General features: G+C 69.8%; 27 protein-coding genes and 2 pseudogenes. 16 read left to right on the top strand and 13 right to left on the bottom strand.

Annotation, left to right across the window (positions count from 1 at the left end; all coding sequences use genetic code 11):
- Window positions 1-50: 50 nt before the first annotated feature.
- Window positions 51-1,634 (top strand): FMN-binding glutamate synthase family protein, encoded by a 1,584-nt coding sequence (locus tag ACFWI4_RS07905; protein ID WP_387192101.1) that lies wholly within the window; start codon window positions 51-53, stop codon window positions 1,632-1,634.
- Between the two features lie 45 nt (window positions 1,635-1,679).
- Window positions 1,680-3,407, top strand: coding sequence for a thiamine pyrophosphate-dependent enzyme (locus tag ACFWI4_RS07900; protein WP_387192257.1), 1,728 nt, complete (start codon window positions 1,680-1,682; stop codon window positions 3,405-3,407).
- Window positions 3,408-3,448: 41 nt separating this feature from the next.
- On the opposite strand, the gene ACFWI4_RS07895 is transcribed toward ACFWI4_RS07900, so the two are convergent.
- The 5 genes and pseudogenes from ACFWI4_RS07895 to ACFWI4_RS07875 form a co-directional block, all read right to left on the bottom strand.
- Complete coding sequence (locus tag ACFWI4_RS07895; RefSeq protein WP_387192099.1) at window positions 3,449-3,907, bottom strand: ATP-binding protein; 459 nt, start codon at window positions 3,905-3,907, stop codon at window positions 3,449-3,451.
- Between the two features lie 103 nt (window positions 3,908-4,010).
- Window positions 4,011-4,379 carry an STAS domain-containing protein gene (locus tag ACFWI4_RS07890; RefSeq protein ID WP_387192097.1) on the bottom strand — a complete coding sequence of 123 codons (369 nt, stop codon included), beginning with the start codon at window positions 4,377-4,379 and terminating at the stop codon, window positions 4,011-4,013.
- Window positions 4,376-4,984: pseudogene (locus ACFWI4_RS07885) on the bottom strand (PP2C family protein-serine/threonine phosphatase); the annotation flags it as partial. The pseudogene ACFWI4_RS07885 and the gene ACFWI4_RS07890, both read right to left, overlap by 4 nt.
- Before the next feature lie 207 nt (window positions 4,985-5,191).
- Window positions 5,192-5,644, bottom strand: a pseudogene (locus ACFWI4_RS07880) (PAS domain-containing protein); the annotation flags it as partial.
- Window positions 5,644-5,925 (bottom strand): hypothetical protein, encoded by a 282-nt coding sequence (locus ACFWI4_RS07875; protein WP_387192095.1) that lies wholly within the window; start codon window positions 5,923-5,925, stop codon window positions 5,644-5,646. The gene ACFWI4_RS07875 and the pseudogene ACFWI4_RS07880, both read right to left, overlap by 1 nt.
- Before the next feature lie 281 nt (window positions 5,926-6,206).
- On the opposite strand from ACFWI4_RS07875, the gene ACFWI4_RS07870 reads away from it, so the two are divergent.
- The 5 genes from ACFWI4_RS07870 to ACFWI4_RS07850 are packed head-to-tail and all read left to right on the top strand — an operon-like array spanning window position 6,207 to window position 9,212.
- Window positions 6,207-6,887 (top strand): HemK2/MTQ2 family protein methyltransferase, encoded by a 681-nt coding sequence (locus ACFWI4_RS07870; protein WP_387192093.1) that lies wholly within the window; start codon window positions 6,207-6,209, stop codon window positions 6,885-6,887.
- Complete coding sequence (locus ACFWI4_RS07865) at window positions 6,871-7,167, top strand: CDGSH iron-sulfur domain-containing protein (protein ID WP_387192091.1); 297 nt, start codon at window positions 6,871-6,873, stop codon at window positions 7,165-7,167. The genes ACFWI4_RS07870 and ACFWI4_RS07865 overlap by 17 nt, the downstream gene beginning before the upstream one ends.
- The gene (locus ACFWI4_RS07860) at window positions 7,167-8,240 is read left to right on the top strand and encodes an iron-containing redox enzyme family protein (RefSeq protein WP_387192089.1); all 1,074 of its coding nucleotides are present in this window, start codon (window positions 7,167-7,169) and stop codon (window positions 8,238-8,240) included. Before ACFWI4_RS07865 ends, ACFWI4_RS07860 begins: the two co-directional genes overlap by 1 nt.
- A gap of 2 nt (window positions 8,241-8,242) precedes the next feature.
- Complete coding sequence (locus tag ACFWI4_RS07855; RefSeq protein ID WP_387192087.1) at window positions 8,243-8,689, top strand: hypothetical protein; 447 nt, start codon at window positions 8,243-8,245, stop codon at window positions 8,687-8,689.
- A gap of 34 nt (window positions 8,690-8,723) precedes the next feature.
- Entirely contained in the window at window positions 8,724-9,212 is a 489-nt protein-coding gene (locus ACFWI4_RS07850; protein WP_387192085.1) for an SRPBCC family protein, read from the top strand.
- Window positions 9,213-9,368: 156 nt separating this feature from the next.
- Here the strand turns inward: ACFWI4_RS07850 and ACFWI4_RS07845 are convergent, their stop codons facing one another.
- Window positions 9,369-10,430: a fatty acid desaturase family protein gene (locus tag ACFWI4_RS07845; protein WP_387192083.1), complete on the bottom strand. Its 1,062-nt coding sequence runs from the start codon at window positions 10,428-10,430 to the stop codon at window positions 9,369-9,371.
- Between the two features lie 482 nt (window positions 10,431-10,912).
- Between ACFWI4_RS07845 and ACFWI4_RS07840 the strand changes: the two genes are divergently transcribed.
- Genes ACFWI4_RS07840 through ACFWI4_RS07830 form a run of 3 tightly spaced genes read left to right on the top strand, consistent with a single transcriptional unit; the run spans window position 10,913 to window position 12,721 of the window.
- The gene (locus ACFWI4_RS07840) at window positions 10,913-11,257 is read left to right on the top strand and encodes an STAS domain-containing protein (RefSeq protein WP_387192081.1); all 345 of its coding nucleotides are present in this window, start codon (window positions 10,913-10,915) and stop codon (window positions 11,255-11,257) included.
- 11 nt (window positions 11,258-11,268) lie between these two features.
- Window positions 11,269-11,970 carry an ANTAR domain-containing protein gene (locus tag ACFWI4_RS07835; RefSeq protein ID WP_387192079.1) on the top strand — a complete coding sequence of 234 codons (702 nt, stop codon included), beginning with the start codon at window positions 11,269-11,271 and terminating at the stop codon, window positions 11,968-11,970.
- 4 nt (window positions 11,971-11,974) lie between these two features.
- Window positions 11,975-12,721, top strand: coding sequence for an ANTAR domain-containing protein (locus tag ACFWI4_RS07830; RefSeq protein ID WP_387192077.1), 747 nt, complete (start codon window positions 11,975-11,977; stop codon window positions 12,719-12,721).
- Window positions 12,722-12,745: 24 nt separating this feature from the next.
- On the opposite strand, the gene ACFWI4_RS07825 is transcribed toward ACFWI4_RS07830, so the two are convergent.
- Both ACFWI4_RS07825 and ACFWI4_RS07820 read right to left on the bottom strand, forming a co-directional pair.
- Entirely contained in the window at window positions 12,746-13,939 is a 1,194-nt protein-coding gene (locus ACFWI4_RS07825; RefSeq protein ID WP_387192075.1) for a PP2C family protein-serine/threonine phosphatase, read from the bottom strand.
- On the bottom strand, window positions 13,936-15,540 hold the full coding sequence (locus ACFWI4_RS07820; protein ID WP_387192073.1) for a CHASE3 domain-containing protein: 1,605 nt from the start codon (window positions 15,538-15,540) through the stop codon (window positions 13,936-13,938). Before ACFWI4_RS07820 ends, ACFWI4_RS07825 begins: the two co-directional genes overlap by 4 nt.
- Before the next feature lie 117 nt (window positions 15,541-15,657).
- Between ACFWI4_RS07820 and ACFWI4_RS07815 the strand changes: the two genes are divergently transcribed.
- Window positions 15,658-16,431, top strand: coding sequence for a response regulator (locus tag ACFWI4_RS07815; protein ID WP_387192071.1), 774 nt, complete (start codon window positions 15,658-15,660; stop codon window positions 16,429-16,431).
- Window positions 16,432-16,589: 158 nt separating this feature from the next.
- Here the strand turns inward: ACFWI4_RS07815 and ACFWI4_RS07810 are convergent, their stop codons facing one another.
- On the bottom strand, window positions 16,590-17,234 hold the full coding sequence (locus ACFWI4_RS07810) for a class I SAM-dependent DNA methyltransferase (RefSeq protein ID WP_387192069.1): 645 nt from the start codon (window positions 17,232-17,234) through the stop codon (window positions 16,590-16,592).
- 117 nt (window positions 17,235-17,351) lie between these two features.
- Here ACFWI4_RS07810 and ACFWI4_RS07805 point away from each other — a divergent pair, with 117 nt between their 5' ends.
- A complete protein-coding gene (locus tag ACFWI4_RS07805; RefSeq protein ID WP_387192067.1) occupies window positions 17,352-18,323 on the top strand; it encodes a threonine/serine dehydratase in 972 nt (323 codons plus the stop codon).
- Between the two features lie 88 nt (window positions 18,324-18,411).
- On the opposite strand, the gene ACFWI4_RS07800 is transcribed toward ACFWI4_RS07805, so the two are convergent.
- Together ACFWI4_RS07800 and ACFWI4_RS07795 are read right to left on the bottom strand one after the other, a co-directional pair.
- On the bottom strand, window positions 18,412-18,633 hold the full coding sequence (locus ACFWI4_RS07800; protein WP_387192065.1) for a hypothetical protein: 222 nt from the start codon (window positions 18,631-18,633) through the stop codon (window positions 18,412-18,414).
- Window positions 18,626-18,823: a hypothetical protein gene (locus ACFWI4_RS07795; RefSeq protein ID WP_387192063.1), complete on the bottom strand. Its 198-nt coding sequence runs from the start codon at window positions 18,821-18,823 to the stop codon at window positions 18,626-18,628. The genes ACFWI4_RS07800 and ACFWI4_RS07795 overlap by 8 nt, the downstream gene beginning before the upstream one ends.
- 152 nt (window positions 18,824-18,975) lie before the next feature.
- Between ACFWI4_RS07795 and ACFWI4_RS07790 the strand changes: the two genes are divergently transcribed.
- The 4 genes from ACFWI4_RS07790 (at window position 18,976) to ACFWI4_RS07775 (ending at window position 21,729) form a co-directional block, all read left to right on the top strand.
- Window positions 18,976-19,614 (top strand): hypothetical protein, encoded by a 639-nt coding sequence (locus ACFWI4_RS07790; RefSeq protein WP_387192062.1) that lies wholly within the window; start codon window positions 18,976-18,978, stop codon window positions 19,612-19,614.
- 335 nt (window positions 19,615-19,949) lie between these two features.
- Window positions 19,950-20,381 carry an NfeD family protein gene (locus tag ACFWI4_RS07785; protein WP_387192060.1) on the top strand — a complete coding sequence of 144 codons (432 nt, stop codon included), beginning with the start codon at window positions 19,950-19,952 and terminating at the stop codon, window positions 20,379-20,381.
- A 4-nt stretch (window positions 20,382-20,385) separates the two neighbouring features.
- Window positions 20,386-21,423, top strand: coding sequence for an SPFH domain-containing protein (locus ACFWI4_RS07780; RefSeq protein ID WP_387192058.1), 1,038 nt, complete (start codon window positions 20,386-20,388; stop codon window positions 21,421-21,423).
- 84 nt (window positions 21,424-21,507) lie between these two features.
- Window positions 21,508-21,729: an SRPBCC domain-containing protein gene (locus tag ACFWI4_RS07775; RefSeq protein WP_387192056.1), complete on the top strand. Its 222-nt coding sequence runs from the start codon at window positions 21,508-21,510 to the stop codon at window positions 21,727-21,729.
- 189 nt (window positions 21,730-21,918) lie between these two features.
- Here the strand turns inward: ACFWI4_RS07775 and ACFWI4_RS07770 are convergent, their stop codons facing one another.
- Complete coding sequence (locus ACFWI4_RS07770; RefSeq protein ID WP_387192054.1) at window positions 21,919-22,587, bottom strand: DUF305 domain-containing protein; 669 nt, start codon at window positions 22,585-22,587, stop codon at window positions 21,919-21,921.
- Between the two features lie 103 nt (window positions 22,588-22,690).
- The gene (locus ACFWI4_RS07765; RefSeq protein ID WP_387192052.1) at window positions 22,691-23,113 is read right to left on the bottom strand and encodes a DUF6153 family protein; all 423 of its coding nucleotides are present in this window, start codon (window positions 23,111-23,113) and stop codon (window positions 22,691-22,693) included.
- Between the last annotated feature and the right edge of the window lie 114 nt (window positions 23,114-23,227).

Here is a 23,227-nt window from a genome sequence, read left to right as displayed (position 1 = left end):
TCTTACCCAAGCCGGTGATTGGCGACCGGGCATGCGGACACTAGGTCGGCGTGCTGAAGATACCTCTGGTCGCCCTGCTCGGCCTGCTCGCGGTGAGCGGTCTCCTCGCCGCCCTCCTCGTGTCCCCCTGGTACTGGGCTGTCGCCGTCCCCTTGCTCGTGGCCGCGCTGGTGGCCGTCCATGATCTCGTGCAGCGGCGGCATTCGGTTCTGCGGAACTACCCCCTGCTCGGGCATCTCCGCTTCGCGCTGGAGGCGCTTCGGCCCGAACTCCAGCAGTACTTCATCGAGCGCAACTTCGACGGCCGCCCCTTCGACCGCGACACGCGCAGCATCGTCTACGAGCGGGCCAAGGGAACCGCCGCCGAGGAGCCGTTCGGCACGGAGCTCGATCTCTACCGGGCGGGCAGCGAATACCTCACCCCGTCCATGGCTCCGCGACCCGTGCCCGACACCCCTCCGCGCGTGCGGATCGGGGGACCCGACTGCACCCAGCCGTACGACATGGCGCTGCTCAACGTCTCCGCGATGAGCTTCGGCTCGCTGTCGGCCAACGCCGTACTGGCCCTCAACACCGGCGCTCAGCTCGGGGCGTTCGCGCACGACACAGGAGAGGGTGGCCTGTCCGAGTACCACCTGCGCCCCGGTGGCGACCTCGTCTGGGAGATCGGCACCGGCTACTTCGGCTGCCGGACGGACGACGGAGGCTTCGACGAGCGGCAGTTCGCCGAGAAGGCGGCGCACAGCCAGGTCAAATGCGTGTCGCTGAAGATCAGCCAGGGAGCCAAGCCGGGCATCGGGGGAGTGCTGCCGGGCGCCAAGGTGAACAAGGAGATCGCCCAGGTGCGGGGCGTACCGGAAGGGAAGACGGTCGTCTCGCCGCCCTTCCACCGGGTGTACACCACACCCCGTGAACTGGTCCGCTTCCTGGCCCGGATGCGCGAACTGGCCGGCGGCAAACCCGTCGGGTTCAAGCTGTGCGTCGGCTCGCGCCGTGAGTTCCTCGCCGTGTGCAAGGCCATGCTGGAGGAGGGCACCGCACCGGACTTCATCATCGTCGACGGAGCCGAAGGCGGGACGGGTGCGGCGCCGCTCGAATTCGCCGACAACGTCGGACTGCCGCTCGGCGAAGGCCTGATGACGGTGCACAACGCCCTCGTGGGCGTCGGGCTGCGCGACCGCATCAGGATCGGCGCCAGCGGCAAGGTCGCCACGGGCAGCGATCTGGTCAAGCGCCTGGTCCAGGGCGCCGACTACACCAACGCGGCCCGCGCCATGATGTTCGCCGTCGGATGCATCCAGGCGCAGCGCTGCCACACCAACACCTGCCCCGTGGGGGTCGCCACCCAGGACGAGCGCCGCGGCCGGGCCGTCGACGTCGACGACAAGTCCCGGCGCGTCCACCGCTATCAGACCGCGACGGTGAGCAGCGCCCTCCAGATCATGGCGGCGATGGGCGTCGACGATCCGGGCGACCTGCGCCCGTCCATGCTGCTCCAGCGCCTCGACCCGCACACCGTCCGCTCCTACGGCGAGCTCCACGAATGGCTCACCCCCGGGGAACTGCTCGCATCGGCACCCGAGAGCTGGGCACCCGACTGGCAGGCGGCCCACCCGGACCGTTTCACCCACTGAACCGTGCCCTCGTACCAGGGCCGCACCGGACCGAAAGGCATGCCTGTGGCACGCACCGTCGCCCATGTGATCGTCGACGCCTTGGAGGAACTGGGCGTCCGGCACGTCTTCGGAGTCGTCGGGGACGCGCTGAACCCGATGACCGACGCCATCCGCACCAAGGAGGGCCTGAGCTGGATCGGCTGCCGGCACGAGGAGGCCGCGGCGTTCGCCGCCGGGGCCCAGTCGCAGCTCTCGGGAACCATCGGCGTCTGCATGGGGACCGTGGGACCCGGGTCCGTCCACCTCCTCAACGGGCTCTACGACGCGGCCAAGAGCCGGACACCGGTGCTCGCGATCTGCGGTCAGGTTCCCCTCGCCGAGATCGGCAGCGAGTACTTCCAGGAAGTCGACAACGACCTGCTCTTCCGCGATGTGGCCGTCTACCGGGCCACCGTCACCTCCCCGGACCAGATGCCGCGCATGCTCGAATCGGCCGTACGCGGCGCCGTCGGCCACGGCGGAGTGGCCGTCCTGACGGTCCCCGGTGACCTGGGTGACCAGGAACTGGGTGAGGACCGGCCGGCGCGGTTCGCTCTCGACCGTCCCGTCACCCGTCCCGACGACCCCGCGCTCGTCGAGGCGGCCGAGCTCCTCAACAGCGCCTCCCGCGTCACCCTCCTCGTCGGCCGCGGGGCGCGCGACGCCCGCACCGAGGTGCTCCGGACCGCCGAGCTGCTCGCCGCGCCCATGGTGCTCACTCTCAAGGCGAAGGAGGGTTTCGAGGAGGACAACGCCTTCCAGGTCGGCCAGACCGGTCTCATCGGCAACCCCGCCGCCGCCCACGCGCTCGACAAGGGCGACGCGCTCCTCATGCTGGGCACCGACTTCCCGTACCGCGACTGGTATCCGAAGGACCGCAAGGTCGTGCAGATCGACGCCCGTGAGGAGCACCTGGGACGCAGGGTCCCGGTGACCGTGGGACTCGCCGGCGACGTCGGAGCCACCCTGCGCGGCCTGCTTCCGCTGCTCAAGGCGGCACCCGACCGCGCCCACCTGGACGATGCCCGTGACCGGTTCGCCCACTGGCAGGAGGGCCAGCGGCGGCTGGCGGACCCCGGCCACGAAACCCGCCTGCCCGGGAAGCTGCGCGCCGTCCTGGACAACCGGGACCACGAGATCCGCCCCGAGGCCCTGGCGGCCGCGGTCGACGCGTACGCGGACCAGGACGCCGTCTTCACCTCGGACACGGGAATGGCCACCGTCTGGCTCTCCCGTTTCGTCACCATGAGCGGAACCCGGCGGCTGATCGGCTCCTACAACCTCGGATCCATGGCCAACGCCATGCCGCAGGCCCTCGGGGCGCAGCTCTGGGCACCGGACCGGCAGATCGTCGCGTTCTGCGGTGACGGTGGGCTGAGCATGCTGCTGGGGGACCTCATGACGATCAAGACGTACCGGCTGCCGGTGAAGCTCGTCGTCTTCGACAACCGGCGCCTCGGCATGGTCAAGCTGGAGCAGGAGCAGGCGGGTCTGCCCGAGTTCGGCACGGAACTCGACAACCCCGACTTCGCCGCCGTGGCGACGGCCCTCGGGATCACCGGAATCCGCGTGAGCGACCCCGCCGAGCTCCACGAGAGCGTGCGCCGGGCGTTCGACACCCCCGGGCCGGTCGTGCTGGACGTGCTGACCAACCCCGAGGAGATGGCCGTGCCGGGCAAGCCGACCGTGGCGCAGGGCTGGGGCTTCGCCATCGCCAAGGTCAGGGAGATGCTGTCGAGCAACGGAAGCTGAGTCACCGAGGTCGAGGAGACGCTTCCGGGGGTGTCAGTGGCTCATCCGCGCCCGGGTCCCGAGTCGTCGCCGAGGGCGATGTGCGCCGTGACGCGTTTGCCGGACGGCTCCACCTGGACCTGGAAATTACGGGTGACGGCGGCGACGATCTCCAGGCCGTGCTGACCGGGCCGGAGGGGGTCGACGGCGCCGACGACGGGCCGTACGCGGCGGCTGTCGCGTACGGTCACCTCGACGGTGGTCTCCTCGATGCGCAGTTCCATGAATATGGGCCCAGGAGCATATTTACGGGCATTGGTGACCAGCTCGCTGACCACCAGCTGGGTCAGGTCCATCGCGCGGGGCGAGACGGCGACGTGCCGGTCCGCCTGGGCATGGGTGAGGAAGTCCGCCGCGAGATGTCGGGCCGCGGCGATGCAGGAGTTGTCGCCGCTGGAGGGGACAGTGGTGGTGATGAGGTGAGTGTTCGGCGGTCCCGGCTTCGTACCGGAAATCTCCATATGTGATCACCTTCGTTCCCTATTGTCCGACATGTACCCCGGATGGGCGCGGATGATGTAGCCCCTCCGTACCTGCTTCGTCGTGCGGGGTTGCTGCCCGAGGTCATTCAGGACCGGACGGCGGCCGGGTCCAGGCCGCGGCGGCCGCCTGCGCGGTGGGCTGGACGGCGAAGACCCGTTCCAGACCGACGATGCGGAAGATCCGGCCCACTCCGTCCGGGACCGCGGCCAGAACGAAGGACGCGTCGGCCGCCAGCGCGTGGTTGCGCGCCGCGATGAGAACCGTGATGCCGGTCGAATCGCAGAAGGTGAGGCGCCCCAGATCGATGACGAGTTGCTGGCCGGGGCGCAGACCGAGGGCGGGGAGCAGTCGGCGGATGTCCGGAGCGCTCTGATGATCGAGGGCGCCGGCCAGCTCGATCAGCGGGCCCGCCGGTGTGGTGCGGGTGCGGACGGTCAGTTCGCGGGTCACATCAGCTCTTCACTTCTGCGTCGGGGCACGTTGAAGGCGAGGACCGCGGTGTCGTCGTCCACGCCGGTGCCGAAGCTGTCGAGCAGGTCACGGATCGCGGCCACGGTGTCGTGGGCGGTCGTGGGTGCCAGATCCTGGGCGAACGCCAGCAGCGCCTCGTCGCCGTAGCGGCCGTCGGCGGTGCCGAGGGTGTGGGCCTCGGTGAGGCCGTCGGTGTGCAGGAACAGCGTGTCGCCGGGGTCAAGCCGGATGGTGGTGGTGGCGATGTGGGCGTCGGGCAGTACGCCTATGAGCTGGCCGTCGGGGGTCGACAGGGAGTCGACACGACCGTCGGAGCGCATCAGCAGGGCCGGCGGATGGCCGCCGCTGGCCAGCGTCACCCGGAAGCCGCCCACGTCGCCGTCGGGGGTGAGCAGACCGAAGATGACCGTGCAGAAGCGCGGGTCGTCGCCGTTGTACTCGTGATTCAGGACCGTATTGAGATTGGCGAGCACGGCCGCGGGGTCCGGGTCGTACACGGCGGCGGCCCGCAGGGTGTAGCGCGCGAGAGAGGTGACGGCCGCGGCCGCCGCGCCCTTTCCGCAGACGTCGCCGAGGAAGAATCCCCAGGTGCCGGAGGCGAGGGGGAACAGGTCGTAGAAATCGCCGCCGACCTCGTCGGGGGAGGCGACGTGGTAGTACGCGGCCACGTCCAGTCCCGGCACGTCGACCAGGGTGGGAGGCAGCAGCGCCTTCTGCAGGGCGGCGTTCAGTCTCTTCAGGCGTTCGCGTTCCCGGTCCGATTCCTCACGGGCGCGCAGGAGTTCGGACTCGTACGTGCGCCGGTCCCGGGCGTCGAAGACCGTCGTGCGGATCAGCATCGGCTGTCCGTCGTTCCCTCTGCGGATGACGGAGGTCACGAGCACCGGGAGCCGGCCGCCCCCGGCGGTCCTGAGTTCCAGCGCGATACCGCTGACCTCGCCCTGCATACGGAGCTGGGGGCCGAAATGGGTCTCGTGGTGGATCCGGCCCCCGACGGTCAGCAGATCGCCGAAGTCCTTCCGGCCCACCAGGTCGGCGTTCTCGTAGCCGAGCCAGTTCAGCAGGGTCCGGTTGATCTTCGCGATGCGGCCGTCGAGGGTCGTGGAGAGGTACCCGCACGGCGCGTTCTCGTACAGGTCCTCGGCGCTGTCCTCCAGCAGCGCGGAGAACACGGCCTGATCGTCACCCGGCCCGGCGGCCGGGGGAGACCCCTCGCTCTTCCCGCTGCGGCCGGTGGCGCGCATCAACGGGCCGCTCCGGCGAGGGCCGCGATGGAGACGGCCGTCTCCTCGGGTGCGGCGAGCTGCGGACGGTGCCCGCCGGCGTCCAGGGCGATCGACCGGCTGCCGTTCGCTTCGCAGTCCTCGGCGCTGAACCCGCCCCGGTAGCCGGTCGCCGGGCCGTCGGTGAAGAAACCGGGCTCCGGCGGCGATACCGCCGGCCGCCGTATGTTCTGGTCGCATCCGCATCCGCATCCGCATCCGTGCGCGAGCACCACGACGGGGCCGTCCGTCCGGCCGGTCACCCTGACAGGGTTCCTGCTCCACACGTCCATGCAGTCATCCTCGCAGACCGCGGCCGGGCCCGACCCGAGCTCACGAAGGTCTCCGGGGCACAAGTGATCGTGTACGCGACGTGTGGATCTCCATCTCGCGGGCACCCGGTGCGACGAGAACCATGGGACCGGAGCGCCGGCAGGGACAGAGCTCGCCCCGACGGAGAGCCACCCCCGAAAGCCGAACTCACCGGCGCCCGACGCTTCCGCCTCCCCGGTTCCTCCCGTCCATCGGAGATCGGACGCAGGCAGTGACCCCACAGACGCTCACCCCCCTCGTACCCCGTTTCCTGCTGGCGCCGCCCGGGGTGTATCGCCCCCAGCACGACACGCGCCTTCTGGCGCGGGCGCTGGACCGTGAGTTCATGAACTCCGCGACCCGCGTCCTGGAGCTGGGAACGGGCAGCGGCGCCCTGGCTCTGGAGGCGGCGCGACGGGGAGCGCGGGTGACGGCCGTCGACATCTCCCGACGGGCCGTGCTCACCGCACGCCTCAACGCGCTGATCGCCCGAAGACGCGTCAAGGTGCGCCACGGCGACCTCACGGGCGCTGTGGCGGGCCAGTCGTACGACCTGGTGATCAGCAATCCGCCCTACGTGCCCTCTCCCGAGGCCCGCCCCCCTCGCAAGGGCGCCGCTCGCGCCTGGGAGGCGGGACACGACGGCCGTGTCCTGGTGGACCGCATCTGTGATGCCGCGCCCGCGGTGCTGCGCCCCGCCGGCGTCCTGCTCGTCGTCCACTCGGGGCTCTGCGGTGTCGACGCCACCCTGGACCGGCTCGCCGGCGCCGGCATGGCCGTGGCCGTCACGGACAGGGCCATGGTTCCGTTCGGGCCGGTACTGCGCTCGCGCCTGCCGTGGCTGCGCCGCATGGGCCTGCTCGGCGAGGAGCTGGAGGAAGAACTGGTGGTCATCCGTGCCGAACACTCCTGAGAGGCCGCGCCGGGTCCGGGTCTGCCCCGACGGACCACTGCTCGTGGAAGGGCCGGTCGAGGTGATCGGAGAGGACGGCGGCGTGAGTGTCTCCCACCGGTTCACCGTCGCCATCTGCACCTGCCGCCGCAGCCGTACGTACCCGTGGTGCGACACCAGTCACCGCCGCCGCGTGAGGCCGGACGGTGAGACGACCGGGTCCGCGGGGCCGCCCGGGGGCCGCCGGTCCGAGCCCGACGACGCGTCCGGCCGCGCGGCCGGGGCAGAGGGAGCCGCGTGATGCCCGGCCGACGAGGGGCCCGACGGTGCGGCCCGCCCCTGCCCACCCCGCGCGGCGCACTGTCCACCGGTGTCGTGTCCGCTCTCGCCCGCGGACTCCCCGTACCGAAGCCGGAACAGGCGGCCGACGCCGATCCCTACGGCGACGACCTTCAACTCGCGCTGTACGTGCTGTACGAGCTGCACTACCAAGGGTTCGAGGGCGTGGACGACGAACGCGAGTGGGACCCGGCACTCCTGGCCCTGCGCCGCGCGCTCGAACAGTGCTTCCTCACCGCTCTGCGCGTGGACGTCCCACGCGGGACACCGGTGCAGGAGGCGCTCGACGACCTGCAGATCGAGCCGGTCGGCCCGGAGGGAACGAGCGTCTCGCACTATCTCCAACGCGAAGGAGAAAAGGACCAGTTGAGGGAGTACGTGGCGCTGCGTTCGCTCTACCACCTCAAGGAGGCGGACCCGCACGCTTGGGTCATCCCGCGGCTGTCCGGGCGCGCCAAGGCGGCGATGGTGGCCGTCGAGTACGACGAATTCGGCGCCGGGCGCCCGGACGAGATCCACGCCAGGCTCTTCGCCGACCTCATGGAGGACCTCGGTCTGGAAACGGCGTACGGCCACTACCTCGACGCCGCCCCCGCCGAGGCGCTCGCCACGGTGAACCTGATGTCCCTCCTCGGTCTGCACAGGGCCCTGCGCGGCGCGCTCGTCGGGCACTTCGCCGCTGTCGAGGTGACGTCCTCGCCCGGCTCGCGCCGACTGGCGAAGGCGCTGCGCCGCACCGGTGCCGGACCCGCCGCGATCCGTTTCTACGACGTGCACGTCGAGGCGGACGCCGTGCACGAGCAAGTGGTACGACACGACGTGGTGGGCGGCCTGTTGGAGAGCGAGCCCGCACTGGAATCCGACGTCGTCTTCGGCGTCCAGGCCACCACACTGCTGGAGGACCGGCTCGGCGCCAAGCTCCTCGCTGCATGGCGTGACGGACGCGGAGTCCTGCGTGAGCCCGCGTCGCTCAGGGCACGAGGCCGAGGAATCGCCGTCCCCGGAGCCCTTTCTCCTACGCAGGGCAGGGAGTGATCATGGACTGCAACCGCGACATGGATCCGGCACACCAGGTGCCCGAGGGCGCCGACGAGCGGACGGTGAACGCCCTGGGCGCGCTGTCGAAAGCACTGGAGACGACGGAGCGGGCCCGCGGTCATCTGTACGGGTTCCACCAGCTGACCGGGACGGCCGACTTCGAACTCGGCGAGGCCGTCCGCCTGTTGCGCGAGGCGGGCCACGACGAGCAGGCGCTGCGGGTCGAGCGTGAACTCGTCGGCCGCAACGTCATACCCGGCCACTGGACGTTCCAGCTCGTCGAGGCCTACAACGCGACCTACTACCGGCCCTTCGCCGCCATGGAGGACGACATCGTCGGCGAACTGGCCGCCGGACGGGACCACCTGTTCGAGGCCCGCCTCAAGGCGGCCCGTCGCACCCATCGACACCCGAACCACACCGCGACCCCTCCGACGCCCGACTAGTCCCGAACCAGCGTCACTGCTTCAAGGATTCCTCATGGCCATACGACATCAAGTGATCGAACAGCCCCCTGACGCCGTCTGGGCGGTTCTGGAGGATCCCCGGCTCTACGCCGACTGGGTCGTGGGCACCAGTGCCTCGTGGCCGCTGGACGACCGGTGGCCGCAGGTCGACGCCGAGCTGGCGTATCGCGTGGACCTGGGTCCATGGACGCTCGAAGGCCGGACGGTGGTCCGGCGGGTGGAACCGCTCCGGTGGCTGGAGCTGGAGGCCGACAGCGGCCGCCTGGGCACGGCGCGCATCGCCATAGAGGTACGCCCCTGGGGCGGACAGACGTTGGTCCTGGTCGATGAGCACCCGCTGCGCGGACCGGGAGGGGCCCTGCACGCGGCGCCCCTCGACTTCCTGATTCAAGTGCGGCACCGCAGTATGCTGCCCCGCCTCGCCCGGACCGTGGAGGCCGTCTCCTCGGCGGCGTCGAGAACCACGAGCCCGGCCATGGCGGAAGGCACTCGACGAGGGTGAGGGCGTTGTCGTCGGAGCCGATGAAGTCGGCCACGACGGCTTCACCGCCGTCGCTGGAGCCGATGGTCGCGTCGAGGAAGGAGGTGTGGCCGTTGGAGGCGACCCGCGTACGTGTCCGGGTGGAATGAACGGTGGGCAGCTACTTGGTCCGCTCGATCATGTTCTCGCGTTTTCGTGGGGTTGTGCGCCAGCGGCGCGGCGCAGTGGCGCGCCCGCCCGGTGCAGGCTGCGCAGGGTCTGGCCGTAGGAGGCGGCCAGGCTGGTCTCCAGGTAGGCGACGTCCAGTTCCTGGCAGTAGCGGCGCACGAGGATCTGGGCCCTGCGCAGGTTCGGGCTCGGCATGCTCGGGAAGAGGTGGTGCTCGATCTGGTAGTTCAGGCTGCCCAGGGCGATGTCGGTGAACCAGCCACCGTGTACGTCGCGGGAGGTCAGGACCTGGCGGCGCAGGAAGTCCGGACGGTCCCCGCCCTTGAGGACCGGCATTCCCTTGTGATTGGGAGCGAAGATCGAGCCCAAGTACACCCCGAAAAGCCCCTGGTGGACGGCGAGGAAGGCGAACGCCATGCCGGGCGGCAGCACCAGGAACAGCGCGGTGAGGTAGACGGCGAAGTGGCCGAAGAGCAGGGCCCCTTCGGCCGTCCGGTGCTTGAGCGCGTGGTTCGCCAGTGAACGGACGCTCGCCACATGGAGGTTGAAGCCCTCCAGGGTGAGCAGGGGGAAGAACAGATAGGCCTGCGAGCGCCCGATCAGCCGGGGCAGCCCCCGTGCGACGTCGGCCTGGTCCCGCGTCCAGACGACGATGTCCGGGACGATGTCGGGGTCGAGCTCCTCGTGGTTGGGGTTGGCGTGATGGCGGGTGTGCTTGTCCTGCCACCAGCCGAACCCCATGCCGATGCCGGCGTTCCCGGCGATGCGTCCGGACGTCTCGCTCGCCCGGCGCAGCCGGAACACTTGGCGGTGGGCGAGGTCGTGGGCCGCCAGAGCGACCTGGCCGAACGCCACGGCGAGCACCGTCGCGACCGCCAGGGTCCACCAGCTGGCGCCGACCACGACGAAGGCGGTCCAGGCGCCCGCGTACAGGGCGGTCACCGCCGTGAGACGGACGGTGTAGTAGCCGGGGCGACGGTTCATCAGACCGCTGTCGGCGATCTTCTTCGACAGCCGGGCGAAGTCGCTCCCCGGCCTCGGCGCGGTACGGACGGTCGTTTCATCGATCACGGTCGTGACCCCTTCGGCGGGCGGAGCCCGGGGCAGCACGCTCCGGGTTCACTCCACGCTGCCGTCGGCGGGGTCACGGCCCGGTCGTCTCCGTGCGGGAGGCGGCTTCTACGGGCGTGCGAGATGACTGGTTCTGTCCTCTGTGTACCCCATGAGCTCTTTCCCGCACCTCAATGTGCCGCGAGCGTGCTCCGAGGGGTCCTGAAGTCCCGTGCCCGACCTCGGCGGCGGCCGGTCCGGCACCTCGTCCGGCGGCCGGCCGGTGCGTATCATGGGAGTGCGTCCCTGACCCCGGCGCGTCCTGTCGATGGACGGCGCGGCCTCCGGATCGCGGACCCTTCCAGCGCACGCCCGGTGTTCCACGGCCGACGGCATCGCCCCTCTCTCGGCGAACTCGCTGCTCATTCCCTTCGAGCCTGCCCGCACGCAACAGCCTTCGGTTCTGGTGCGGGTCGGGGAGCCGAGGCACTGTTGTGCATACGATGCTTCTGAACCGGTGCAATGGCCGGGCGACCATCTTCGTGGAGGGTGAGATCGACTTGGCCACCGTCTCCGGCGTGCGCGCGGCCCTGGCCATGTGCCACGCCTACAAGGTGACGGGCATCGACGTCGATCTCAGCGCGGTCCCCTTCTGTGACGCCAGCAGCCTGAACGTCTTCCTCGCCCCCGGGCATCCCGAGGGGGCCGCGCCGGATGTCCGCCTGCATCAGCCGCCCCCGATCGTGCGCCGGCTGCTGAGGATCACCGGGACGGAATTCCTGCTCGCTGATGATGGTCCCGCAGAGCCGCGGTCGAACGTGCCCCTGCCATCCAGCGGCGCCGCATGATCAGTGACCGTATGGCGAAGATCCTTCGACTGCTCCAGACCGACGCCTGGCCGGACGCGGTGACGGACACCGCCGAGCTGCTGGGCGTGGACGGGATCTCGGTCAGCGCGGGCAGCGGACCGGGCGTGGTGGAGGTCCTCTGGTCCTCGGGCGACCTCTCCGCCCGCTTCGAGGACCTGCAGATCACTCTCGGTCACGGTCCGGGACCGGACAGTCTGGCCGCCGGCGCGGCGGTGCGGGTGCACGACCTGGCCTTCGTACGCGAGGACCGATGGCCCGGACTGGTGGTGGAGGCGTCCGCTCTGGCCGTACAGGCGGTCTTTTGCTTCCCCTTGCGGATCGGAGCCATCACACTGGGGGTACTGACTCTGGTCAGGAGCGTTCCCGGGCCCTTGACAGTCGCACAGGGTGACGATGCCAGCGCACTCGCGGTCGCCTTGACCAAACGGGTACTGGACCTCGGTTTCCCGCCGCTGTCACCACCCGACGACGAGGACCAGGTCTTCCACCACGCGGTGCTGCACCAGGCGACCGGCATGGTCAGCGTTCAGCTCTCCGTACCGCTGGCGGAGGCCCTGCTCAGGCTGCGGGCCCACGCGTACAGCAACAATCTCAATCTGACCGAAACGGCCCGGGACATCGTGGCAAGACGTCTGCGGCTTGCCCCCGAGCTGCCCCCGATGAACGTCATCGATGACGCAGACGAGGACTGAACTCATGACAACCCGAAACCAGCAGCTCACCGAGGTCTTCGTCGAGGTGGCGGACTCCTTGATCGAGGACTTCGACGTCATCGACTTCCTCCAGAACCTCTCCAGGCGCTGCGTGGAACTGCTGGACGTGGCGGCCGTCGGCATCCTGCTCGCCGACGAGAACGACAGGCTCCATCTCCTGGCCGCCTCCGACGAGCACACCCGACTGCTGGAGCTCTTCGCGCTCCAGCACGACCAGGGCCCGTGCGTCGAGTGCTACCGAGCGGGGCAGGCCCGCGTCCACATCAGCCTCACCGACCCCGCGGCGGCCGCGCGGTGGCCCCAGTTCACCCGCAGCGCCCAGGACACCGGGTTCGTCGCCACGAACGCCCTGCCGCTCCGGCTGCGCGGACGGATCATCGGGGCGCTCAGTCTCTTCCAGAGCAGTCCTTCCCCCCTCGCCGCCCAGGACCTCGACCTGGCCCAGGCTCTGGCCGACGTCGCCACCATCGCGATCCTCCAGCAGCGCACGCTCGCTCACAGCGAGGCCGAGCGCGACCAGCTGCAGTACGCCCTCAACAGCCGCATCGTCATCGAGCAGGTCAAGGGCATCCTCGCCGAGCGCTGGCAGCTGACCGTGGACGAGGCGTTCGGCGTCTTCCGCTCCTACGCCCGCGCCCACAGCCGCAAGCTCTCCGAGCTCGCCCGTGCGATCACCGAAGGCACACAGGACACGGACGCCATCCGTACGTTCGCCCCGCGGACCCCCTGATCCCAGCCCTGGCGCCGGCGCCGGTCACCGGTTGTCCCAGTCGAGGCGGAGTACGGCGAGGTCGTCGGTGTGGCGCCCGGCGTTCAACGCCTGGGTCCGGTCGATGAGGCGGTCGACATGGTCGGCCGGGTCCGTCGGCGGCAGGTCGCGGATCAGATCCAGGAGCCCTTCCACGCCGAGCCGCTCGGTGTTCGAGCCGTTGTGCCCCTCGGTGAGGCCGTCGGTGTAGAGGGTCAGCGCTCCGACGTCCGGGAGCGGGACCACCGTGGCGGGCCAGGTTCCGGGGATCGGAGCGATCCCCAGGGCCATTCCGTGCGCGGCCACCAGCTCCCGCGTGCCGTCGGGGGTGGTGAGGAGCGGCTCGTGGTGGCCGGCCAGGTAGAGGGTGGCGGTGGCGGCGCTCTGGTCGAAGGTGAGCAGGGTGCATGTGGCGAACAGGGGCTGGGGGCCACGTTCGGCGATCAGGATGCGTTCCATGAGGCGCAGGAGGTCGGGACCGTGATGCCCGCCCAGGACGAGGGAACGCCAGGAGATACGGAGACAGACTCCGAGTGCGGCGGCGTCCGAGCCGTGTCCGCTGACGTCGCCGACCACGGCGTGCAGGCGCCCGTCGTCGCCCTCCACGACATCGAGGAAGTCCCCTCCGAGCAGAGCCTTCTCGGCGCCGGGCAGATAGCGGGTCGTGACCGTGACCGCGGAGGTGCCGATGATGGGCTGGGGCAGCAGGCCCCGTTGCAGACGGCTGTTCTCCTCGGCGTGCAGGCGGGCCTTCTGGGCCTCTGCCGTGGTGCGTTCGGTCCGGCTGCGGTAGACGGCGTAGCGGACGGTCCGGTGCAGCAGGTCGGCTTCGACCTTGCCCTTGACGAGGTAGTCCTGGGCACCGGCGGCCATCGCCTCGGCCCCCGCCTGTGTCTCGGACAGGCCGGTGAAGACGATCACCGCGGTGTGCGGGGCCAGTTCGCGGACGGCGGCGATGGTCTCGGTCCCCGACATGTCGGGCAGATGGAGGTCGAGGAGGATGCAGTCGATCGCGCGGGCGTCGAGTTCCGTGCGGGCTTCGGCGAGGGTGGTCCTCGTGGTGAGTTCGTACCGCAGCCCGGTGTCCTCGAGGAGTTCCTCGACCAGCAGGGCGTCCGCCGGGTCGTCCTCGATGAGCAGGATGCGGTACGCCGGTTCCGGCGAGGGTCTGCCAGAGATGTCGGTGGCGATCGCGGTCATGACGCGGGCACCGCTTCGGTGCGGGTCGCCTGCGGCATCGTGGAAGGGCCGATGGCTTTGGGGGGTTCGCTCGCCAGGGTGAAGCTGATGCGTGCGCCGTCCCGGAAGTCGGGGTCGATGACGATGGTGCCGCCGTGGAACTCGACGATCTTCTTGCACATGGCCAGGCCGATCCCACTGCCCTTGTAGGCGTCCTTGGTGTGGAGCCGCTGGAAGATCACGAAGACCTTCTCGGCGTATTCGGGCGCTATGCCGATGCCGTTGTCGGTGACCGTGAACCGCCACAGCGCGTCTTCTCGTACGGCGGATACGTGGATCTCGGGAGCGTGGTCAGGGCGGTGGAACTTGATGGCGTTGCCGATCAGGTTCTGCCAGAGCATGCCCATCTGCGTGGGGTCGGCGACCAGAGACGGCAACGGGTCGTGAGTGATCGAGGCGCCCGTCTCCTCGATGCTCACGCTGAGGGAGGACAGGGTCCGTGTCAGCACCGCGTCGAGGTCGACGCTCCGGAGCTCGTGGTGCACGCGGCCGACGCGGGAGAAGTCGAGGAGGTCGTTGATCAGGGTCTGCATGCGGTTCGCGCCGTCGACCGCGTAGTCGATGTACTGGTCGGCCCGGGCGTCCAACTGGCCGCCATAGCGGCGTTGCAGGAGCTGAGTGAAGCTGGAGACCTTGCGGAGCGGCTCCTGGAGGTCGTGGGAGGCCACGTAGGCGAACTGCTCCAGCTCCGCGTTGGAGCGCTGCAGGTCGGCGGCCTGCGCGTCGAGGCGCAGGCGCGCCTCTTCGGTGAACGCCAGCTCGCGTACGAGGCGGCGGCGCATGAAGTCGATCTCGCCGCTGAGCAGCCGGAGGTCCGCCGGCCCGACGAGGGCGATGGGGTGGTCGAAGTCGCCGTCGGCGACGGCGCGGGCGTCCGCGCCGAGGCGGGCGAGGGGTTCGGTGATGCCGCGCCGCAGTCCCTCGAAGATCAGCACCGTGAGCGCGGCGATGACGACCGCGATCGTGGTGAACAGCCAGTTCCGAAGCACCATCGTGGCGTTGAGGTCGTCCACCGCCTGGGCCCGCTCGGTACGCAGCCGCTGTTGCTGACCGCTCAGGGCGCGGCGGAGCGCGTCGAACGTCTTCTTGCCCGCCGCGGCCCGTTCGGCGGTCAGTGGAGAGGGCGTTCCGGCGGGTGCGGCGGCGATCGGACGGGCGATCGTCTTCTGCCAGACCTCCGCGGTGTTCCGTACGGTCCTCAAGTCCTTGAGCGCGGCCGCGTCACCGTGGAGCAGCTCCGTCAGACGGGTCGTGTAGGTTGCCTGGTCGGTGAGTCCTTGCCCGTACGGGGTGAGGAAGTCGGGGGTGCCGGTGAGGCCGTAACCGCGAATGCCGGTCTCCTGGTTCAGCAGCGCCGACTCCAGGCGGAACGCGGTGCTCAAGGCGGGAGACTTCACGTTCACGAGGTTGTCGCTGATCGACTCCGTCCGCTGAAGAACCCACGCTCCCGTCACCGCGAGGAAGGTGAGGACCGTCAGTGCGACGGCCGCCCCGACGCGCAGCCACCGCCGGGTCGTCCAGGTCGACGACTCCCGCGCGCGCGATCTCGTGTTCCCGCTCATGCCGTGTACCCCTCCACTGTGCTGGCCGCCTGCGACATCCGGGGCAGGCGGCCACTGTAAAGGGTCTTCGACAACAACGGTTGTCGCGTGGTCGGTTCGAGACCTAAGGTGCTCCACATGCCTGGCAAGAATTTCGTTTTGCGAACCACCCCCGAGGAGACCTCGGTCGTCGCGGACGCGGCGGTCGGTCAGCTCGCGAGGCGCCTTGCCGTGCAGCTGCTCGAAGAGGAGCCGTCCTCGGCCGATGGGGACTCCGCGCGGGCGCTGGCCCTGCTCCACGTACTGGACCAGCTCCAGCAGGCGGCCGAGCGCCTCCAGCGGGGTGCCGCTGTGACGGCCGCCCGCGCGGGTGCCGGATATCCGCAGATCGGTGCTGCATGCGGCATGAGCCGCCAGGGTGCCCGGCGTCGCTGGCCCGGGCTCTTCAACCACACCCACGAAGCCCCCATGGAGCATCCGATGATGACCACCCCCGCCAGGCCCTTCGACGTCCTTCTCGTCGAGGACGACATGGCCGACGCCCTGCTCATCGAGGAGGCACTCTCCGAGCGCGGGGCCCGCAACCTGGTCCAGGTCACCGACGGAGTCGCCGCGCTGGAGCACCTGCGCGCGCCCGCCACCGTGCGCCCCGACCTGATCGTCCTGGACCTGAACATGCCCCGGATGAACGGACGCGACCTCCTCCGCATCCTCAAGAAGGACGAGAGCCTCCAGACCATCCCCGTCGTCGTGCTCACCACGTCCACGGCCCCCGACGACGTCGCCGACGCCTACAGCAGCCACGCCAACGCCTATGTGACCAAGCCGGTCAACCTGGAGGAGTTCGAGCAGGCCGTCCAGAGCATCGACGCCTTCTACCTCGACACCGCGACCCGCCCGCCGCGCACCTGAGCGCCGATGCCGATACCCGTGCCCCGCGGACCGCGCCGACCGAGCAGGTCGGTGGCGGTAGGTGGGGCGCGGGCCTTGGGTACTCGGCCCCTATGCCGGCGCTGAGACCTGAGGGGTTCTTCTGCCTCTTGAACGCGATTTCCGGACTGTCAACGTGGCTAGGACGGACGGCGTGCGAAGAGGACCGCACCCGGAACGCTTTCCTCGGGGTCGATCAGCATGTGGGCCTCGACGGTGAACCCGGCATCGCGGAGCCAGGCCGCTACCTGGTCGGGCCGGCGGCGGTGAACGTGGACGCGCATGGGGTGACCGCCGTAGCCCTGCGTCTTCAGCCTCGACTCGTCGCCGACGTGAAAGCCGAGCAGCAGTGGTCCGCCGGGACGCAACACCCGCCGGAAGTGGCCGAAGACCGTGGGCACCGCTTCGTCGGGAACGTGAATCAACGACCAGAACGCGAGCAGGCCGGCGACCGAGGCATCGGCGAGGTCGAGGTCGGTCATCGACCCTACCTCGAACCGCAGTTGGGGATGGTCGCGCCGAGCCACATCGATCATCGCGGACGAAAGGTCGATGCCGAAGGCGTCCACATCGAGCTCGTGCAAGTGGGCGGTGACGTGCCCAGGTCCGCAGCCCACGTCCGCCACAGGCCCACCGCCGGCGGCGTGCACGAGGTCGGCGAACAGCGCCAGAGCCGCCCGAAGGTAGGGCGCCCCGGCCAGAGCCTCGCGTATGTGGTCGGCATAGCTGACGGCGACCGTGTCGTAGGAGGTCCGGGTGTCTGCCAGCCAGCGGTCCGCGTCCATGGCCCGACAGAATAGTGCCGCGAGCAGGATGACGAACGGGACCGGCCGAGCTCGACGACGAGTCGGACGTCGACAACGACTCGTGAGCGTCCGTCACCGGCGCTAGGCTGCCGTGTCGTGCAGCAGACGCGCCTCGACACCGCTCGGATCCGATCGGCTCGCCAGGTGATCGACCCGATGTTTCGCGACACTCCGCTGTACTGCTGCGAGGCGCTGGAGCCCCACCTCGGGTGCGCGGTGAGCATCAAGCTCGAAACGGCGAACCCTGTCCGCAGCTTCAAGGCCCGTGGCACCGAGGTGGTCGCGAGCCGCCTCGCCGACGACGGCTCGCGAGCCGTGGTGTGCGCGAGCGCCGGCAACCTCGGCCAGGCGCTCGCCTGGTCCGGTCGGGGCCGGCAACTCGACGTCACCGTCGTGGCATCCCGGTTCGCGACGCGGACCAAGCTCGATCGCATCCGCGCACTGGACGCGCGACTGGAACTGGTGGACGGCGACCACGAGTTGGCGCGCGAGCGGGCCGCGGCCATCGCGCACCGCGAAGGCATCCGGCTGGTCGAGGACAGCCTGGACATCGAGACCTGCGAGGGCGCGGCGACCATCGGCCTGGAACTGGTGGACGCGGGGCCGTCGTTCGACGCCGTCCTGATCGCTCTCGGCGGCGGGGCGCTGGCCACCGGCGTGGGCCATGTGGTGAAGGATCTGGCGCCCGAGGTCGAGGTGATCTGCGTCCAGCCGCTGGGCGCACCGGCGTTGACACACTCCTGGCGCCAACGGCGGGTCGTCACCACCGACTCGACCGACACCATCGCCGACGGCGTCGCCGGCCGATTTCCCATCCCGGCGGTCCTGGACCACCTCCTCGTGGTCGCCGACGACGCCGTCCTGGTCCGGGAGGCGTCGATCATCGCCGGTATGCGGATGCTCCTCGACCACGCCGGTCTCGTCGTCGAACCGTCGGCCGCGCTCGGCATCGCGGCGATCCTCGAAGACCGCGACCGCTTCGCCGACCGGCACGTCGCCGTCATCGTGTGTGGCAGCAACGTCGACATGGACACTTTTCACCGCTGGGTCGGAGCGCCCCTCCGGTAAGAGGGCTGCGCGGCGGCCAATCGCCCAGGCGCCCCCGTACCCCCGTACCCGCAAAGCGCAGATCGCTGGCACCCCCGGCGCCGCTCAGTCACCGCCCCCTATGGCTGAGCGGGATCTGCAGGAGCCGCTGGATCACCGGGGGCCCAGGCTTGTCCCCCCGCCTGAGCGGGGACAGGCCCTGCGGATCGACCGTCACCGTGTACGTGCCGCCGACCACCCACTCCCAGCCCATGAGCCCGTTCTCCTCGATCGGAGCCAGCGGCGGGCCGTCGAGGGCGGTGACCGTGTAGACGCGGGCGCTGTCACCCATGCCGTCGCCGTCGGACCAGGAGCGCCACCGCGAACAGCTCGTCGATCCACGGGGCGTGCGCGACGAAGGCCATGCGCACGATCAGACGGACAACTGCCCACAGCGCCAACGCCGCGCCGGTGCTCACGGCGCCCACCAGCACCCGCCTGCGCCCGCCCGTCCACCCTTTGCCTACTGGGTCCGAGCTCATCCTCACCCCTGCCTTCGACGAAACCGCCGGCCTGGTGGTGCACGCGTTCCAATGTATGGATTGTTCAACGATCCTTCAATAGGATGGTTCACCATCTCAGCACCTGCTTCGCGGACGCGGAACGGCGGCAACCAACTGAAGGGCTATAGGAGATGAGTCGGCATCAGTTCGAACAGATCGACGACCACGGGCGGATCCTGTTCAGCGACGACCCCGCGCTACGGCTCGGGCGCGTGCTGATGGTTCTGGACACCGCGGAAGACACGTTCACCCTCGATCACATGCGGACACGTCACATGCCCACGGCCCTCTTCGAGTTCCGTCGCGCCGTGGGCGTGGGTGACTTCGGATTCGTCGTTCCGAGGGGAGTCTCGCTCGCCGACATGCCCGAGGAACCGCAGATCGAAGGCGCCATCTTGTTCGGCATGAGGCGCTTACCGCCCGAGTTCTCGGACCTGCACCTGATCCCTGGATGGGAACTTCACGAGATCCCCGATGAACAGCCGAAACTGGATCAGCGGTACGGGTGCACCTACTCCCGGCTGGAACTGCGGACGCCCGACGGCGAGATCTACTCCCGGACCTGGGTCGCGCACGACCCCGAGTGGACGGCCGCCGCCCTGCGTCACGGCTACGTCGTGTGCCTGTGCGGTGTGGAAGTGGGGATCCGCGCACCGTATGCGATGAGCGAGGCGCAGCACACCGCGGGCATGCGCCATGATGCCTTCCGCAGCGGATGCGCGGTGGGTCGGACCGTGGGCGGATTCGTCGCCTACGTCGACCACCGCTGACGCGCACCATCGCTGGGTCTCACCCGTCGGTGCGCCCCTGGCCCTGCCAGCCCTGCCAGCCCTGCCAGCCCTGCCAGCCCTGCCAGCCCTGGCCGCGTCGGCACTGGGGCCGGGTCCGGGATCTTCGCCCCCACCTGCGCCCGCGCCGAGGAGTTCGCGAGTCTACCCAAATGGGTAAAATTGCCACAAGGAGGAAAAGTAGCTTGCTCGGGGTGCGCATTGCCTCCGATGGTTCGGAGGGGTTTCCTTCTCCAGGAGCAGCCGGCTGGCCCGTATCGGGAAGCAGGTGGGAATCAGGCCCCTTCGGCACCACGACCGGTCAGAAGAGGCACGCAATGGATCCATGGCTGATCTGGTTGATCATCGCGGCGGTGCTGGCCGCGGCCGAGATCTTCACCGTTACCGCCGCGCTCGGCATGCTGAGTGTGGCCGCCCTGGTCACGGCGGGGTCCGCGGCGGTGGGTCTTGCACTGCCGTTGCAGTTCTTGGTGTTCACCGTCGTGGCCACGGTCAGCGTGCTGTTCGTGCGTCCCATCGCCCTGCGCCACGTTCTCCAGCCCCAAGCGGAGAGGTTCGGCGTGGACGCGCTGATCGGCAAGGGTGCGCTGGTGACCTCGGAGGTGACCGGCCTGGGTGGCAGGGTCCGCATCGGTGGTGAGGAGTGGACGGCCCGTGCCTACGACGAGACGCTGGTGATTCCTCCAGGAAAGATGGTCGACGTCATGGAGATCAGCGGCGCCACCGCGATTGTCTACCCCCGGGACTGAGGCCATGGAAACAACGGCGTTGTTGATCGGCGGTCTGATCGTGGCCCTGATCGCGGTCTTCACCGTGGTGCGGGCGGTCCGGATCGTGCCCCAGGCGCGCGCCCGCAATGTCGAGCGGCTCGGCCGCTACCACCGGACCCTGACTCCCGGCCTCAGCCTGGTGATCCCCTACGTCGACCGTGTCCGACCGGTGATCGATCTGCGCGAGCAGGTCGTTTCCTTCAAGCCTCAGCCCGTCATCACCGAAGACAATCTGGTCGTCGAGATCGACACCGTTCTGTACTTCCAGGTCACCGACCCGCGAGCGGCCTTTTACGAGATCGCGAACTTCCTTCAGGCGGTCGAGCAGCTCACCGTCACCACGTTGCGCAACGTCGTCGGGTCCATGGACCTGGAGAAGACGCTCACCTCACGGGACACCATCAACAGCCAGCTCCGTGGAGTGCTGGACGAGGCCACCGGAAAATGGGGGCTCAGGGTCAACCGGGTGGAGATCAAGGCCATCGACCCTCCACAGTCCATCAAGGACGCCATGCAGAAGCAGATGAGAGCCGAGCGGGACAAGCGCGCCGCGATCCTCGGGGCCGAGGGGCAGCGTCAGTCGCAGATCCTCACCGCCGAAGGCGACAAGCAGGCCGCTGTCCTGCGCGCGGAAGGCAACCGGACCGCTGCGATCCTCCAGGCCGAGGGCCAGTCCCGGGCCATCGACGAGGTGTTCCAGGCCGTGCATCGCAACGACCCCGACCCCAAGCTGCTCGCCTACCAGTACCTTCAGGCTCTGCCCCAGCTCGCGCAGGGCCCGGGCAACAACTTCTGGGTGATCCCCAGCGAGATCACCTCCGCACTCCAGGGCGTGTCCCGCGCCTTCAGCGAAGTGCTGCCCCAGTCGCCGGCCACGCGCGAGAAGCCCACGGACGACATGGTCGCCCAGGCCGCCAACGACAAGGCCCAGGCGGAGGAAGCCGCCGCCGCAGCCCTCGCCGACGCGGCCAAGGCCGAGGGCGCGAACCCCGACACGTCCCCGTCCCACCCGCCTCACTGAAGGGCGGGCGCGGCGAGCCTCCCTTCCCCGGCCCCCGGACACGTGCCACGCGCCTCACGGCCCACGCCTGCGTTCCCGACCGAGGTGGAGGATGAGCGCCTGCTCGCCTACCGCTTCGCCGAGGGCTCGCTGGACACCACCATCACCTGGACCCTCCGGCCCGAGAACGCGGGCACCCGTCTGATCCTCGTCCACGCGGGGTTCGACCTCGACTCCCCGATGGGCCGCCAGGCCCACGAAGGCATGGGCGAGGGCTGGCCTCACGTCCTGGACAACCTCGCCACCCTTCTCGGGCAGGTCGCCTGACCCCCGTCGCGAGGGCGCGCCGCAGCGTCACTGCGGCCTGTCTCGCGGCCGGGCTCGCGTGCGGCATCGGCGGAACAGCAGTGGCGCGGCCTGGCCACTCGCCACGACCTCCCCGCCCCTCTACCGCTGATCGCGTCCCGGTCCGCCCCCGCCCGGCGGGGCAGGGCGGGGACGGACCGGCAGGTTCCGCTACTTGCCGAGCATCTTGTCCATGCCGGCGATCTCGGCCGACTGCGAGGTGACGATCGATGTCGCCAACCTCATGGCGGGACCGTAAGCGCCCTTGGCCTGCTCGGTCCTCGCCATCGAGATCGCCCCTTCGTGATGGCTGGTCATCATCTGAAGGAACGCCTTGTCGAAGGCGTCACCGGAGAGGCCCTTCAGCTCGCCCATGTCGTCGCTCGGCATCTGGCCGGGCGCCGACGAGCCGGAATGATCCATGCCCGGCATGTTCTCCATGCCGGGCATGGCCGCGTCCGGGACCTTCGCGCCCCAGGCCTTCAGCCAGCCGGACAGGGTCTCAATCTCCGGATCCTGCGCTTGCTTGATCTTCGCGGCCAGGTCCTTCACCTGCTGGGACTTCGCCCGCGAAGCGGCCAGGTCGGCCATGGCCACGGCCTGCCGGTGGTGCGGGACCATTCCCTGCGCGAACGACACGTCCTGCGCGTTGTGGCTGCTGTGTGCGGAGGAACCTGTGTCCGAGGGGCCGGTGGGGGACGTCGCCCCCGTGCCGTGGCTGGTGTGCCCCGAAGGCGAGGACGAGGAACCGCTGCTGCCGCAGGCGGACAGCACGACTGCTGCGGTGACGGCGGAGGCCACGGCCACGGTCCGGCGGATGAGGGAACGACGAGGTGCCATGAGAGGTACAACTCCTTGAAACGCCCGCGCCGACGCGCGGGAGAAACGGATGTATGCAGGCCGGAACACGCCACCCCGTCAGGAGGGTGCCGTGCGGGAGCCTCTAGATCCGCAGGAGCTGCAACTCGGAAAGATCGGGTGGCGCGCGGCCCACAGCCTGTCCCGGAGCCGGACCATCGTTGACGTTCGCCGTGGATTCGATGCCGGCGGCCACGTCGGGCATCAGGGCGGGCGGAACGTACGCAGTGGACGTACCGCTCGCCGCGCAGGTCCCGTCGGCGTGGTCCATGACCATGCCGTTGTCGCCCGCGTCGGACAGATGCCGGCAGCTCGCACCGGCGACGTGGACAGGTACGGGGTGATGCCCAGGAGACTCTGCCGACATCATGACGTCGTGCCGGCCCGCGGCCGGCATGCCGGCAGGTGACAGGGCATGCATGCCCAGCACCCCCGCCACCACGGCCAGGACCAGCCAGATCCAGCGCGCGGAACTCCCACGGGAGTTGATGCGAACGCTAGAGATCATGGGCTCATGGTACGAGGCTTCCTCCACCCCGGCAGCCAGCCACCCCGGCGAGTGCCTCATCGCACACCGGTGTTCTGCCAACGGGCCCACGCGCCCCGCGACTTGTCGCCGGAG

It is taken from the genome of Streptomyces sp. NPDC127038, from assembly GCF_042725875.1.
Classification (GTDB): Bacteria; Actinomycetota; Actinomycetes; order Streptomycetales; family Streptomycetaceae; genus Streptomyces.
The sequence above is the reverse complement of the archived record's forward strand: the minus strand, read 5'-3'. Positions and strand labels throughout refer to the sequence as shown.